Annotated in this window: 14 protein-coding genes; 6 read left to right on the top strand and 8 right to left on the bottom strand. The window is 55.7% G+C overall.

All coding sequences use genetic code 11. The features are described from left to right. Positions 1–57: 57 nt before the first annotated feature. From ACIP1X_RS01940 to ACIP1X_RS01965, 6 genes are all read right to left on the bottom strand, one after another. Complete coding sequence (locus ACIP1X_RS01940; RefSeq protein WP_400748771.1) at positions 58–444, bottom strand: nuclear transport factor 2 family protein; 387 nt, start codon at positions 442–444, stop codon at positions 58–60. A gap of 88 nt (positions 445–532) precedes the next feature. Beyond that, on the bottom strand, positions 533–1,276 hold the full coding sequence (locus tag ACIP1X_RS01945; RefSeq protein ID WP_053119623.1) for an SDR family oxidoreductase: 744 nt from the start codon (positions 1,274–1,276) through the stop codon (positions 533–535). Between the two features lie 67 nt (positions 1,277–1,343). Further along, positions 1,344–2,447: an alkene reductase gene (locus tag ACIP1X_RS01950; protein WP_400748774.1), complete on the bottom strand. Its 1,104-nt coding sequence runs from the start codon at positions 2,445–2,447 to the stop codon at positions 1,344–1,346. Positions 2,448–2,501: 54 nt separating this feature from the next. Beyond that, complete coding sequence (locus tag ACIP1X_RS01955; protein ID WP_053119618.1) at positions 2,502–3,083, bottom strand: TetR/AcrR family transcriptional regulator; 582 nt, start codon at positions 3,081–3,083, stop codon at positions 2,502–2,504. A gap of 66 nt (positions 3,084–3,149) precedes the next feature. Beyond that, a complete protein-coding gene (locus ACIP1X_RS01960; protein ID WP_400748777.1) occupies positions 3,150–4,406 on the bottom strand; it encodes a cation:dicarboxylate symporter family transporter in 1,257 nt (418 codons plus the stop codon). Positions 4,407–4,519: 113 nt separating this feature from the next. Continuing rightward, positions 4,520–4,945 carry a VOC family protein gene (locus tag ACIP1X_RS01965; RefSeq protein WP_400748780.1) on the bottom strand — a complete coding sequence of 142 codons (426 nt, stop codon included), beginning with the start codon at positions 4,943–4,945 and terminating at the stop codon, positions 4,520–4,522. Between the two features lie 154 nt (positions 4,946–5,099). Between ACIP1X_RS01965 and ACIP1X_RS01970 the strand changes: the two genes are divergently transcribed. The 3 genes from ACIP1X_RS01970 to ACIP1X_RS01980 all read left to right on the top strand — a co-directional run bounded on the left by ACIP1X_RS01970 (position 5,100) and on the right by ACIP1X_RS01980 (position 6,963). Next, entirely contained in the window at positions 5,100–5,972 is an 873-nt protein-coding gene (locus ACIP1X_RS01970; protein WP_400748781.1) for a LysR substrate-binding domain-containing protein, read from the top strand. Continuing rightward, the gene (locus tag ACIP1X_RS01975) at positions 5,973–6,161 is read left to right on the top strand and encodes a hypothetical protein (RefSeq protein ID WP_400748783.1); all 189 of its coding nucleotides are present in this window, start codon (positions 5,973–5,975) and stop codon (positions 6,159–6,161) included. A gap of 439 nt (positions 6,162–6,600) precedes the next feature. After that, a complete protein-coding gene (locus ACIP1X_RS01980) occupies positions 6,601–6,963 on the top strand; it encodes a DUF6124 family protein (protein ID WP_400748786.1) in 363 nt (120 codons plus the stop codon). Positions 6,964–7,049: 86 nt separating this feature from the next. On the opposite strand, the gene ACIP1X_RS01985 is transcribed toward ACIP1X_RS01980, so the two are convergent. Beyond that, the gene (locus ACIP1X_RS01985; RefSeq protein WP_400748788.1) at positions 7,050–7,505 is read right to left on the bottom strand and encodes a GNAT family N-acetyltransferase; all 456 of its coding nucleotides are present in this window, start codon (positions 7,503–7,505) and stop codon (positions 7,050–7,052) included. 209 nt (positions 7,506–7,714) lie between these two features. Between ACIP1X_RS01985 and ACIP1X_RS01990 the strand changes: the two genes are divergently transcribed. Both ACIP1X_RS01990 and ACIP1X_RS01995 read left to right on the top strand, forming a co-directional pair. Beyond that, positions 7,715–8,386, top strand: coding sequence for a lipopolysaccharide kinase InaA family protein (locus ACIP1X_RS01990; RefSeq protein ID WP_400748791.1), 672 nt, complete (start codon positions 7,715–7,717; stop codon positions 8,384–8,386). 154 nt (positions 8,387–8,540) lie between these two features. Next, positions 8,541–9,428 (top strand): serine hydrolase domain-containing protein, encoded by an 888-nt coding sequence (locus ACIP1X_RS01995; protein WP_400748794.1) that lies wholly within the window; start codon positions 8,541–8,543, stop codon positions 9,426–9,428. An 18-nt stretch (positions 9,429–9,446) separates the two neighbouring features. Here the strand turns inward: ACIP1X_RS01995 and ACIP1X_RS02000 are convergent, their stop codons facing one another. Then, a complete protein-coding gene (locus ACIP1X_RS02000; protein ID WP_400748797.1) occupies positions 9,447–10,793 on the bottom strand; it encodes a DUF1254 domain-containing protein in 1,347 nt (448 codons plus the stop codon). A 258-nt stretch (positions 10,794–11,051) separates the two neighbouring features. Here ACIP1X_RS02000 and ACIP1X_RS02005 point away from each other — a divergent pair, with 258 nt between their 5' ends. Continuing rightward, positions 11,052–12,518, top strand: a complete 1,467-nt coding sequence (locus ACIP1X_RS02005; protein ID WP_400748798.1) for a DUF1254 domain-containing protein — start codon at positions 11,052–11,054, stop codon at positions 12,516–12,518. Positions 12,519–12,543 lie beyond the last annotated feature (25 nt).

Raw genomic sequence — 12,543 nt, forward strand, 5'->3', positions numbered from 1 at the left:
ATCCTTTAAATCAATGACGTTGATCCCGGCATTACGCATGCCGGGATCGATCGAGGTTTACACGTCGAATTGGTGATAAACCTTGGCGATAACCTTCCAGACGCCGTCCATTTTGATCAGGGTCAGGTAGTCGTTATAGTCGGCGCCGATCGCATCGTTTTCCATATCAACACGCACCACGGCGGTGGTCGGAGTGATGGCCAGCACGTCGAGCCGCGTGGTGATTTGAGGGGCGCCACCGTTCTTCTCGACGAAATCAAACAGGTTGTTGATCGGGCCACCGAGTAGTTCGCCATTCGTGAAGCCGTACATCACGGCGTCTTTATGAAATGCTTGGGCAACGCCTTCTGCACTGCCGATCCGCAGACCTTCAACGTACTGATTGGCGGTGGCGATGACAGCGTTGTACTCGGCGGTCGGTACGGCTTTGATGTTCTTGGACATGGTTGTTTCCTCTCGATGATGGCGAGCGACAAGCAGCGCTCTCGGGATAAAGCGATTGACTGGGTGGAAAAGGACGGGGTCGCGGTTGTCACCAATCCTGGCGGGTCGGCGAGATAATCAAGTCGTTGACGGTGACGTTTTCTGGTTGATTGAGCGCGTAGATGACTGCTCGGGCGATATCGTCAGGAGCAATGGCGATACGGTTCAGTGCCTGTGCTGCCTTGCGCCCTTCGGGGTCACTGACTTTGTCCGCCCAGCCTGTGTTGATCACGCCGGGACTGACCGTGTTGACGCGAATACCGTGCTGCACGCCGAGTTCCTTGCGCATCGACTCGGTCATGGCCTGGACGAAGAATTTGGTGGCGCTGTAAACGCCTGCCGCCGGCCCGACCTGGTGACCGGCGACGGAGTCCATGTTGAGGATCTGCCCGGACTTCTGCTCCAGCATCAACGGCAGCACCGCCGCAATGGCGTTGAGATAGCCTTTGATATTGACGTCGATCATCTTTTCCCAATCCTGTACGGCCAGATCGACCCAATTGGAGAAAAGCATCAGCCCGGCGTTGTTCACCAGAATGTCGACGCTGCCGTAGGTATCCCGGGCAAAGTCGGCGAGTGCCTGGGTTTGCTCCGCTTGGGTCACGTCAGTGGTGAACGCGACCACCTCATTGCCCGCTTCCCGCAGTTCAGCAACGAAGGATTCAAGGCCCTTTTGATCCAGTGCGGCGGCCACTACACGTACCCCCTCTGCGGCCAGTGCACGGGTGGTGGCTGCGCCGATACCGGAGGATGCGCCCGTGACGATGGCGACTTTGTTTTGCAGATAATTCATGTTCAGTGCCTCTGTGCTATGAATACGGTGCGATCCCTGCGCTTTGCTCGGCGCAGGAAGTGGCTGATCAAGCGCTGGCAGTCGGCCAATCGATGTAGCCTTTGGCGCCGCCACCGTAGTAACTCTCTCGTGGCGCGATAGTCAGCTCGATACCGCGACGCAGACGCTCCACGAGGTCAGGGTTGGAAATGAACAGGCGACCAAACGCCACCGCGTCAATCCGGCCCTGCGCCCGACGCTCAAGTGCCATCGCCAGGTCGTAGTTGTTATTGCCGATGAATGCCCCTGTGAACTGCGCACTCAATGCGTCCAGGTCCACACCTTCAGGCACCGTGCGCGACGTGGCCGTGGCGCCTTCGACAAAATGCAGGTAAGCCAGATTGAAACGATTGAGTTGCTGGATCAGATACCCGTAGGTCGCCATGACATTGCTGTCGGGCGGTGTGTTGCCGGCATCCGGTGTCACCGGCGAAAGGCGAATCCCGACCCGCTCGCTGCCCCAGATCGACACCACGGCCTCGGTCACTTCCAGCGTCAGTCGAGCCCGGTTCTCAATGGAACCGCCGTACTGGTCAGTGCGCTGATTGGTGGAATCGCGCAGGAACTGATCGAGCAGATAGCTGTTGGCGGAATGCACTTCCACACCATCGAAACCTGCGCGCTTGGCATTCTCGGCGGCCAGTTTGTACTGTTCGATGATGCCGGGAATTTCCGAAGTCTCGAGGGCGCGAGGCATCGATACTTCGACAAAACCTTTTTCGGTGTAAGTGCTGCCTTCAGCCTTGATGGCGGAAGGTGCTACGGGCGCCTCGCCATTGGGCTGTAACTCGACACTGGAAAAACGCCCGACATGCCACAGCTGGCTGACGATTTTGCCGCCGGCCGCATGCACGGCGTCGGTGACTTTTTTCCAGCCAGCAACCTGGTCTTCCGACCAGATCCCTGGCGTCATCGCATAGCCACGCCCTTGCGCAGAGATATTTGTTGCCTCGGCGATTATCAGGCCGGCACTGGCGCGCTGGGCGTAATACGTCGCATGCATTTCATTCGGTACACCGTCCTCGGCCATACGGCTGCGTGTCACCGGCGCCATGACAATTCGGTTAGCCAGTTGCAACGCGCCCATGTGTACAGGCGAAAAGAGGTCGGTATCAAAAGCGTAATCAGTCATAAATCTCCAAACAATTAGACCGGTCGTCTAGTTAATAAGTAAAAAAAAACGCCCCTATGCCAGCAGGCGTGCACTCGTGATCAGTGCTGTTTCAAAAGCAGCGGTCGTGTTGCGGACTTTCACCAACAACGATGCCCCCAGCCACAACTGATAAAGCGACTCAGCCAGTGCTTCGGCATCCTGGGTCGTCGTGATGGAGCCATCGGCCTTGCCTTGCTCAACACACCGCGTGATCCTCTGGATGATCAGCGCAGTGCCCTCCTCCAACACGCTGCGCATGTCTTGCGACAGGTCGCACACTTCGGCGCCGAGCTTCACCACCAGGCATTTCTCCTCGGGATGATCGAAAGCCTGCGTCTTCGCCCAATAACGTAGATAGCCCAGGAGCCGCTCTGCGCCATTGCCTTGCGCTGCCATTACGATGTCTACGCGGCCGATATACTCCTGAAAATATTCTTCCAGTAGCGCCTGGCCGAATTCCTCCTTGGAGCGGAAGTAGTGATAGAACGACCCTTTTGGAACACCCGCCGTCTTCAGCACTTCGAGAAGACCGACAGCGGTGTAGCCCTTGTGGGTCATCAGTGACTTCGCCACATCGATGATGTGTTGTCGCATGTCTTGATTAGGTTTTTTCATAGTGGGAAAAGCCTAATCAAAACTAGACCGGTCGTCTAGTAACAAATTTCATCACCTGACGAACGACTACGCCCTTGCTCTCGAGTGAGCCTGCGAAGGCTCGAGCTCCACCCGCTCCCATTTGGCAATCACCAGCGGTGCAATCGCGTTGCCCAGTACGTTCAACGTGGTGGTGCCACTGTCGATAATCCTGAAGATGCCGGCGATCAATGCGACACCCTCTAGTGGTAACCCGGCGGACGCCAATGTGGCCGACAGGATGATGATGGCAAAGCCAGGCACCCCCGCAGCTCCTTTTGAGGTCAATACCATCGTCACCACCAACAAAATCTGTTGAGACAACGACAGGTCGATGCCATAAAGCTGCGCCACAAAAATCGTCGCCACCCCGAGAAAAATCGATGCGCCATCGAGATTGAACGCATACCCCACCGGCACCACGAAACTGACGATCCGACGCGGTACACCGTAGCTCTCAAGTTTGGTCATCAACTGCGGCATGACGGCGGCTGAGGCGGCACTGGAAAATGCCAGAATCAGCTCGTTACGGAAGTAACGGATCAACTTGAAAATGTTCTCGCCAATCAAGTAGCAAATCCCACCGAGTACCACCAAAGCGAAAACAATCAGCGCCAGATACACCACACCAATCAACTTGAGTAACGGCAACAGTGAGGCGAAACCAAACGTCGCCACGGTCGCGCCGATCATGCCAAACACCCCGATTGGCGCGTAAGCCATAACAATCGAGACCACTTTGAACATCGCATCGGAAATGCTCTGCACAACGGCGATGAAAGGTGCGCTTTTCTCCTTGGGTAAAGCGTTCAATGCCAAGCCCAGCAGCACCGCAAAGAACAGCACCGACAGCAACTTCGCCTCCGACATCGCAACGATGACGTTGTCTGGAACGATGTTCTGCAATATCACCAGTGCGCCTTTGGAAGGCTCCAGGGTTATCGCTGCCGAACTATGAGAAACCCCTGAAATATCGGTGCCCGTTCCAGGCTCGAAGAGGTTGGCGAAACACAATCCTATGACAATAGCCAGTGCGGTGATTGCGAAGAAGTAGCCCAGCGACTTGATCCCCATACGACCAAATGACTTGCTGTCTCCCCCGCCTGCGATGCCCAAAATCATGCAGCAGAACACAATCGGCACAACCACCATTTTCATCATCTTGATGAAGATGTCGCCGAGCGGTTTGAGAATCTCCGCACTGACCCATGATTGATAATGCGGATGGGTATTGAAGTACCAACCGACAAGCACGCCAAGCAACAGCCCGGCAACGATTTGCCACACCAAGGGAATACGTTTCATGTCTAGCCTTCTTGTTGGAATGAAAGGTCTGCGTCTATTCGCAGTTGCTAGAGTCATGAGCTTCCAGCTCACTTGAGATCAAATGGCACAACGGGGTTGTGCCATGCGTGTTCTTATTTCGCGAAGAGCTGGCTCATATCCTTGAAAGCCTTGAACTCAAGGGCATTGCCGCAAGGATCAAACAGGAACATCGTGGCTTGTTCGCCCACCTGACCTTTGAAGCGAATGTACGGCTCTATCACAAACTCAGTACCAAACGACTTCAGACGCTCGGCCAACGCTTCCCACTGCTCCCACTCCAGGATGATGCCGAAGTGCGGAACAGGAACGTCGTGGCCATCGACCGGGTTGCTGTGAACGCTTTCTTGCGAGGCCGTTTTCGGGTGTTCATGAATCACCAGTTGGTGACCGTAAAAGTTGAAGTCGACCCACTGAGTGCTGGAGCGTCCTTCTTCAAGACCAAAGACCTCACCGTAAAAGGTTCGCGCTGAAGCCAGGTCGTAAACAGGGATTGCAAGGTGGAAAGGCGAGAGGCTCATCAGAACTCCAAATATTTGTTGTTGGTTGGCGAACAGTCCCAACGACATTGGCGCTTTGGGTTCAGCCGTTGCCCGGGATGGGAAACATCGTAGGGCGGAATACCTAACAGAAAAATCAATATATATTTCTTAGAAACACAATTAATATTTGTGAATGATCAAAGAACTCAAGACTCTCATCGCTGTGGCGCGCGAAGGCACCTTCGCTGCCGCTGGCAACAAGATCGGCCTCACCCAGGCGGCCGTCAGCGCGCAAATCCAACGCCTGGAGGCTGAGCTCGGTTTCGAAATATTCGACCGAAAAGGACGCTCGGCCCACCTCAACAAAATGGGCCAGCAGATTCTTCTGCAGGCGCAAGAGCTGCTCAGGCTCTACGAAAATCTGGGATCGACGACGGTTGGACAACCGCCCAGCGTACTGGTCAACATCGGCGCGATCGCGTCAGTCCAGCGCTCCTGTTTGCCCGATGCGCTGGCGAAATTTCATCAACAATGCCCGCAGTGCCGCACGCGTGTCATTCCGGGGTTGTCGATGGAATTGGTGAACCTCGTCGATGCCGGCGAGATCGACATGGCCGCCATCATTCGCCCGCCCTTCTCTCTCCAAAGCGATCTGCGCTGGACGACGCTGGCGCTGGAACCCTATCGTCTGATCGTGCCGCGCGACGTGCCGGGAGAAGACTGGTCGGAACTGCTTTGCAGCCAGCCCTTCATTCGCTACGACCGATCATCCTTCGGCGGCAGACAGGTCGACCGCTTTCTGCGACAGCTGCATTTCAACCTGCACGAAGTTTGCGAACTGGATGAGCAGGAGGCGATCATCAAACTTGTGGAGAATGGCGTAGGGGTTGCGCTGGTGCCGCAAACAACACCCGATCCACAATGGCCCCCCGGCGTTCGCGCAATAGACCTCGGCCCACATACTTTCCACCGCGATATCGGGCTGGTACATCGTTCTCGCAGCAGCTTTACCGAGCCGGTGCGGATATTGGCGGAGCTGATCAGTGATCAATTCAAGGGGGGCTAAATGAAGTCTGTCCCCTTATACAATTTCAAAGTGTTCGAGAGCGTTGCTCGGCCAGGCAGTCTGGCGGCGGCCGCGCTTGAGTGGCACGTGACCATCGGCGCGGTGAGCCAGCTTTTGCTGTCGGCGGACGGCAGCGTGTTTTCTGCCGTGCCTGTCTCACGGGTTGTCGGTTCGCCTATCAATGGATGATTTCTAAAGCGGGATGGTTTAGATCGGCTAAATCGTGCGGTCGATGGCGTAGAAAAACGGCGTGAGGGGCGTGAGTGTTTAACGTTTTTCGTGTTGTGTTTAAGGACACTTGGCGTTACGCCCGAAAGGCTACAACACCTTGCGCCTTTGCCTACGACTACGCCAGAATCCGCCGGCTTGTGCGCTTGGAGCGCGGGTTCTATCGTGGGTCGGTCACTGAACACAGTGATCGGGTTTGGTAGCCTGCTACTCCACATGGCGTATCGCGTCACCTAACGCAGATGCTTTCTCGCATTTGCTTGATGGTGGCCATGCGCAGGGCGTCTTCGGGCGCGCCGGTTTTTTCCATGTGGGCCGGTCTACCAACCTTCGTATGGCCGCCACCCCTCGTTTGGTAGCGAGAGTGATGGCTCCTCTAACCACACGTGGAGTTTCATCAATGTTCAAACCAACACCAAACCCACCGGAAACCGATTCGGTCACACCTTACGAATCGCTCGATTCAAGAAAGCTTCACGACGCAGCTGAGCGTGCGCTCGATCATTACCTCAACCCGACTGCGGCGATCATGGCTGCGCCGTATCAGGCGAGTACGATGTTTTTGGTGAATCCGGAAACGGACACCGAGTCATTACTGGTTAACGCATCCGAATCACTGGCCTCGGCTTCCATCATGCTGGGTGATGTTGCGGGGTTGGTAGACGGCCAGATTCGCAGGACGTTGTTGGGCATTGCGCAGGTGGTGATGCTTGGAGAATTGGCGGTGAATCGGGCGTTGGACAGGGTTGAAGTTACGGACTGAGTAACCCGTTCAGTGGCGACTTGCCGTCGCCACTTCATACCTTTTTAGCCGTGATACCGATCGTCATTTGAGTTCATACAGTAACGCTACACATCCAATGTCTTCGACATGATGATCGTGCGCTCGGACTCGTGAAATGCGTCTCGGATTTTTATAAAGCCAAGCGAAGCATAAAAGCCCTCAGCCGTAATCGAAGAAGGCACATGCAGCAAGTTGCGCCCTTCAGCAATGGCGCTTGATTGAATGCTTTTCATCAACTGTCTCCCGATGCCCTTCCCTTGATAAGCCGGCTCGACATACACACTTCGAACAACGTCGTGATCAAGACTGGCCGTTGCAACAATACGATTTCCGAGTAGGGCAACGAACACCTGACGCTGCGTCATCAAACAGAGGATTGCTTGTGGAGAAAAGCTCAGCTCCACTTGGTTGATGATTTCGGCTGAATAGTCCTGAGCATTGGACTCGCGAAGGGTGCCAATGATGATCTGGCTGATGGCGGCAGCGTCCGCATTCATTGCGATTCGAATCAGGCACTCCATTCAAGCAATTCCTTCCGTGATGTCTTGATACTTGTGAGTATCCCTCCCATTGCCCATATTCGCCACGTAGTTGCGTAAAAGCCAAAACCAAGCACTAACATCTGCGAATGACGGGGAACTATTGACGTCCACCAATAGACTGAGGTGCTATTGCGACCATAATGCAACCGTCGCAAGCAAACAGATTTCTACAATAAATGGAGCACACAATGGGCCGGGCACGCGATGAGTTTGAATTTTGGTGGGGTACGTCCGGGTCATGGGTGGAACCACCGAATGTGCGCCGGAGCGGCACCAGCGGCGTCCAACTGATCGTTCACGATAACAGGACGTTCTTCGTGAAGCGTCAGACCGGACACCTGTTTCGCAGCCTCCGCTACCCCACTGGCCGGCCCACCGCACTGCGTGAAGGTATTGCCCTTTCCAGACTCGAGAAACTGGGCGTGAACGCACCAAGACCGGTGTTTTACGGTGCGAGAAAAGTCCAAGGCACGTGGCAAGGTGTTCTAGTTACCGAAGACCTGGGCGGCTTCATCGATCTGGATACCTGGTATAGCCAAGGGTCAGCAAGCATGTTGACGACAGAGCAGCATCAGCGACTTTTTGAACGTTTAGCGCAAATGCTGGCACGGATGCACTCGGGCAAATGGCAGCACGGTTGCATGCGTTCCAAGCACATCTTTATCAAGGCATCGATTACCGACGCAGACTTCGACTTCGAACTGGCGCTGCTCGACCTGGAAAAATCTCGCGGTCGCGCCACGGCCATGGGCGCAGCGCGTCACGATATTCCTCAACTCAGACGGCATTCTTTCTGGGATGAGTCGCAGTGGCAGCATTTCCTTTCCTACTACGAGCAAGCCACCGGCAGAACCATTTAAGTTGTTGATCGTCTGGCCAAGTGACAGAAGTTATCCATGTTATGAGCGCGCCGGATTTCACCGTGAACAACGAGAGCAAGATCCCCTGGTACTGATTCTTGAGACCCAGCCGTGAATGCCGCTTCACCAACTTCCTGACACCCCAGAGACGCCAATGCTCAGTTCGCTCATAGCAAATGGTCAGCCACAACCCCCTGCCCCATTGGAACTGGTCGTCCCTTGGTGGAGTTTCACTAAAACCGTTTTAGCGGCGACCGCCCTGTCATTGGTACAAGACAGGCTGATCGGATTGGACGATCCCATTCCTGATCAGCCTTTCACCTTGCGTCAGCTCTTGCGACATGAAGCCGGTCTGGCTGATTACGGTGAACTGGCGGAGTATCACGTCGCCGTTGCGAACGGTGAACCGGCATGGTCGCCCGAGGAAATGATGCGACGCCTTGACGGTGCTCGCGTTCGATATAACCCAGGCACCAATTGGCGTTACTCGAACGTGGGCTACTTGCTCATTGGCCGGTTAATTGAACGGCTAACGGATTTGACGCTTGAAGAGGCAGTGATTCAACGCGCACTGACGCCTTTGGGCCTCTCTGATGTGCGCTTTGCTAAAACGCCAGCCGACGTCCAGTCGACCCATTCTGGCAGCACTTCAAATTATGATCCTGCCTGGGTCTATCACGGCTTGCTGATTGGACCGGTTTCTCAAGCAGCGCTGTTTCTCGATCGACTTCTCGACGGAGCGTTGCTGTCCTCGGACTTGCTTCAGGCAATGCAGACCGTACGTACATTGGGCGGCCCGATTGCCGGGCGCCCATGGATCACGCCGGGTTATGGCCTTGGTCTGATGCAGGGATCGATAGATGGCGGATATTCCCTTAGCGGGCACACCGGCTGCGGGCCCGGCAGCGTCATGGCGGTTTACCGGGTTTGCGACGGCGGCACGTCCGCGTGTTGCGCTGCATTTGAGACGGGCGCCAGTGAAGGCGCCGTCGAAGCACGCGTTGTCGAACAGCTCCTGCAAGCTCTGCGGGATCGGGCTTGAGGCGTCGCTCTCACCCCTTCAATTGACTTTGTTCAACTGCGGCAACTGCCACTTGCCGGACAATACTTCTTCTTTCGGCTGGTACAAACGCAGCAGTACATAGAAGCCGCCCTGCGGGGCCGGCAGCCAGTTGGCGGCATTTTCGCCTTGAGGTTTTTTGTGCGAAATCGGAATTGTGATCGAACCGTCCGCCGCAACTTTCAGACCCTGGGTATCGGTGCCGACCTTGTAGCGATTGATCTCGTTATCAACCAGCATTTTGTCGCTGGCGTCGTACATGGTCAGTGACCAGAAGGCATTGACCGGCGGTGCCGACGCCAGTTTGACCTCGTATTGATTGTCGCCGGTGAGCGGTTGGTTCTTGCTGTCGGTGAAGCGGATCGGGTACATCGCTTCATGCTCACCCTGGCCGCCAAGATACGGCCCCGCCACCATGGCGCGCAGCGGATAGTTGTAGCCAAAGCTATCCAGCCCCGTCACCCAGTTCCAACCATTGCGCACTTCTGACGTGCTGGCCAGCGACGCAATCGCTACGTAGGGCGCATCTTTCAAACCTTCCTCAAGCCCTTTACGCGTAGCCGGATTGAGTTTATCCGGTGAGAAACCTTTCTCGGTCAGGCCGATACGGGCGAATTGGGCAAACAGGGCGGCGTCAGCAGGTTTGACCGGATTGTCCTTGAGCACCGCAGCCAACTCCGTGAAGAAGCCCAGCGGATCGTCCGTTTGCGGCAGAGCCGGCAAGGTCTCGTCCTTGTGCGACTTGCCACTCAGTGGCGCGACACTGAACTGTTTTTGCAGCGCCAGAATCGGCGCGACATCTTCACCCTGTTTGACTTGAATGCGGCCCCACAGCCAGATTTTTTGTGTGGTGACGTCCAGACGTTTGGCATCTTTGGGCAATTCACCTTTCCACCCCGGCGGCACTAACACGAACTTACCAGCCTGGGTGCCCGTGGTGCGGCGCCCGACATAATGCTCAAGTTCTTGCCACATGTTGAACACGTCGACCACGTAATAGCGATCATGGGTATCCGGCACGCTCAATACATACGGTTCGGTCAGATCCAGCACCGCACTCATGTAGTAGGTGTCATTGTTGGCGGTCGGCATGTCCTTGGCGGACGGTGAAGCCAGCGCAGTGGCCCAGCCAATCTGGTTCAGACCGGCGCGATAACTGGTGTCGGGTTTGGGCGAAGGTACGGTTATGTATTCACGAGCCACTCTTTCCATACGTACCAGCGCATAACCCCAGTTGTAGGCCGAGATCGCCAGGCTGTAACCATCGGCCTGCATCCCCTTCTCTACTGCATCGGGTGTCGCCGGAGTAGACAGTAATAAATCCGGAGTACTGGCTTGTGCGGACATTGCGCTACCCAGCGCGGCACAGAGGGGCAAAACACAAAACAACAACTTGCGAGATGAATTCATAACGAGCGTCCTTTCACGAGGAAGTGCGCCGGGCAATCCCGGTTCAAGCACTGGCCTGACGGCTGAATGTCTGCAAGAACCCTAGGCACAGAGTCGCTTGGCGTCAAACAGGCGTGCCAACGCTGGCGGTTCAGCGGTTGTCTATAGTGTTGAGCGCTTGTTGGAATTTCAGGGATCAATCGCGGGGATCAATCGATGCGCAACAACGGAATGCTTAACGTCAGCCTGCTGGCCTTGGCGATGCTGGCCAACCCGCACGCGACCCTCGCCCAGACCAACATGGAGACGCAGGGTGGACAACCGCCTCCCGGTTCGCGCAGTTCTATTGTGGATTTCGACTACCAGATCAAATACCAGCGCGCGTTTGAAGCCGTGCTGTGGAATATGCCGGCGATCGCCATCTACAGTTTCAGACGCGCCGCGTTTGACAATCTGGGGGTCAAGGACAACGACATCATTGCCTACTCGGCGCCGGCGACACCGAAGCTGGAAGCCATCACCGCCAACAGCAGCACGCCTTACATCACAGCATTCACCGACCTGCAAAAAGGCCCGGTGGTTCTGGAATTACCCGCCGCCAGCGAAGAAGGTAGCGTCTATGGTCAAGTCGTTGATGCCTGGCAGTTGACCATCGCCGACGTTGGCCCCTCGGGTCTGGACAAGGGCAAGGGCGGCAAGTTGCTGTTCACTCCGCCGGGGTTTACTGGTGAGGTGCCGGCGGGCTACATCCACGTCCCATCACCGAACTACCGCATCGCCCTCGCCTTTCGCTCCGTGCGCGCACCAGGCAAAACCGCTGCTGACGCCTATCAATATGCAAAGAAGCTGCGCATGTATTACCTGGCCGATGCGAGCAATCCGCCACAGCAACGCTTTATCGACCCGATCGACAAGGTTTATCCGACGCTGCCTTTCTATGACGAACGTCATTTCGCGGACATGCATGCGGTCATGAGCGTCGAGCCTGCACGCCCGCAGGACAAAGTGATGATCGGGATGCTGCGATCGCTGGGCATCGAGAAAGGCAAGCCGTTTGCCCCGGACGCAGTGACCAAAAAAGCCATGCGCCAAGCGGCCATTGATGCCTGGTTCTACCTCCAGCACTGGTTCGATAATCTGCCAAAAGACAAATTCTACTGGCCAGATCGGCACTACGCGTCGCTGCTGATGACCGATGAAAACAAGCGTTTCTCGTTCGAATACGAAGACAATATTGATCTGATCGGACGCGCGGCGGAGTACTTCTGGTGCACCTATATGCCGAAGGAGTTGAGCGACTCGCCGGCCACTCAGTACTTGATGGCGATGGCGGATAAAAACGGCAAACCGCTCGAGACTGGGAAGACTTACAAACTCGACGTCCCTGCCCAAATGCCGGTGAAGCAATTCTGGGCGTTGACTGTATATAACCGCGACACCATGTCGTTCATTTACAGCGAAACCAATCGCACCACCCTGTCCTCGTACGACCTCGACGCAATGAAGAAAAATGCCGACGGTAGCGTCACCATTTACATCGGCTCTAAAGCGCCAAGCGGACTGGAAAGCAACTGGATTCCAACCGCGGGCAAGCGGCCGTTGCCGGCCATGCGCTTTTATGGCGGCACCGAGGCGCTGAACGACAAGAGCTTCAAACTGCCGGACTTCGAATTGTTTGAGTGAACCCTCTATCTGGTGTTGGGTTTAG

Origin of the sequence: Pseudomonas sp. NPDC088885, from assembly GCF_044750025.1 — a bacterium.
Classification (GTDB): Bacteria; Pseudomonadota; Gammaproteobacteria; order Pseudomonadales; family Pseudomonadaceae; genus Aquipseudomonas; species Aquipseudomonas rustica.

Coding starts and splice junctions, on each gene's coding strand:
- ACIP1X_RS01965 (WP_400748780.1), bottom strand. CDS start 4,945: ATGAGCCTCTCGCCTTTCCACCTTGCAATCCCTGTTTACGACCTGGCT.
- ACIP1X_RS01980 (WP_400748786.1), top strand. CDS start 6,601: ATGTTCAAACCAACACCAAACCCACCGGAAACCGATTCGGTCACACCT.
- ACIP1X_RS01945 (WP_053119623.1), bottom strand. CDS start 1,276: ATGAATTATCTGCAAAACAAAGTCGCCATCGTCACGGGCGCATCCTCC.
- ACIP1X_RS02005 (WP_400748798.1), top strand. CDS start 11,052: ATGCGCAACAACGGAATGCTTAACGTCAGCCTGCTGGCCTTGGCGATG.
- ACIP1X_RS01950 (WP_400748774.1), bottom strand. CDS start 2,447: ATGACTGATTACGCTTTTGATACCGACCTCTTTTCGCCTGTACACATG.
- ACIP1X_RS01940 (WP_400748771.1), bottom strand. CDS start 444: ATGTCCAAGAACATCAAAGCCGTACCGACCGCCGAGTACAACGCTGTC.
- ACIP1X_RS01985 (WP_400748788.1), bottom strand. CDS start 7,505: ATGGAGTGCCTGATTCGAATCGCAATGAATGCGGACGCTGCCGCCATC.
- ACIP1X_RS01995 (WP_400748794.1), top strand. CDS start 8,541: ATGCTCAGTTCGCTCATAGCAAATGGTCAGCCACAACCCCCTGCCCCA.
- ACIP1X_RS02000 (WP_400748797.1), bottom strand. CDS start 10,793: ATGTCCGCACAAGCCAGTACTCCGGATTTATTACTGTCTACTCCGGCG.
- ACIP1X_RS01975 (WP_400748783.1), top strand. CDS start 5,973: ATGAAGTCTGTCCCCTTATACAATTTCAAAGTGTTCGAGAGCGTTGCT.
- ACIP1X_RS01990 (WP_400748791.1), top strand. CDS start 7,715: ATGGGCCGGGCACGCGATGAGTTTGAATTTTGGTGGGGTACGTCCGGG.
- ACIP1X_RS01955 (WP_053119618.1), bottom strand. CDS start 3,083: ATGAAAAAACCTAATCAAGACATGCGACAACACATCATCGATGTGGCG.
- ACIP1X_RS01970 (WP_400748781.1), top strand. CDS start 5,100: ATGATCAAAGAACTCAAGACTCTCATCGCTGTGGCGCGCGAAGGCACC.
- ACIP1X_RS01960 (WP_400748777.1), bottom strand. CDS start 4,406: ATGAAACGTATTCCCTTGGTGTGGCAAATCGTTGCCGGGCTGTTGCTT.